The organism is Dubosiella newyorkensis (assembly GCF_001945605.1).
Taxonomy (GTDB): Bacteria; Bacillota_I; Bacilli_A; order Erysipelotrichales; family Erysipelotrichaceae; genus Dubosiella; species Dubosiella newyorkensis.
In genome coordinates, this window is the sequence record NZ_MPKA01000119.1 from 1 (window position 1) to 653 (window position 653).

The 653-nt window shown below is 47.8% G+C and carries 2 protein-coding genes; both read right to left on the reverse strand.

Annotated features, from left to right (window positions below; all coding sequences use genetic code 11):
* Positions 1-494, reverse strand: a 494-nt coding sequence (locus tag BO225_RS11100) for an ATP-binding protein (protein ID WP_198936142.1), incomplete at its 3' end; no start/stop codon positions are given.
* The coding region (locus BO225_RS12450) for a hypothetical protein (protein ID WP_198936143.1) at positions 469-653 on the reverse strand (185 nt) is incomplete at its 5' end. The genes BO225_RS12450 and BO225_RS11100, both read right to left, overlap by 26 nt.

Here is a 653-nt window from a genome sequence, read left to right on the forward strand (position 1 = left end):
TTCTTCAAACGGTTTTCCAGCCGATTTTCTTCGTTGGCTTTTCTCAGCTGCTGGATGAGGTCGTGGCATTTGATGAAGTAGGTGCTGTTCCTCTTCTTGGCGGCTTCGATTCCCAGGCTCACGGCCATATGGGTTTTTCCTACGCCGCTGTTTCCCAAAAACACGATGTTCTCTTTGTTTTCCAGAAACCGCAGGGTTGAGAAATCCATGATCTGTTCTTTGTTGATCGAGGGCTGGAAAGAAAAATCGAAATCTTTCAATTCCCGGCGATGGGGGAAGCCCGCCACCTTTACCATTGAATTGATCATATTGATCTCTTTCCGGTCGATCTCGTACTGGGTCAGTTTGTTGAGCGCTTCCACAAAGCTCAGGCTCTGGCCGCTGATCTGATCGAGCACTTCGTCGAGATGCTCGATCATCATATCCATCTTGAGATAGGTCAAATGGCTGACCAGTCTTTGATATTCGCTATTGGTCGTCGTTTCGTTCATCATACAGGTCTCCTATTGTTTTCAGGTTCTTTTTGGCGAGCTGGCGGATCTCTTCGCTGTCGTCTTTCAAAGCGTAGACGGTCAGCGCCGTGTAGTGCTCTTCCTGATAATTCCATTTTTTGTCCGCAATGGCATGAACGGCCGCAAGTTCTGTGTTATCAT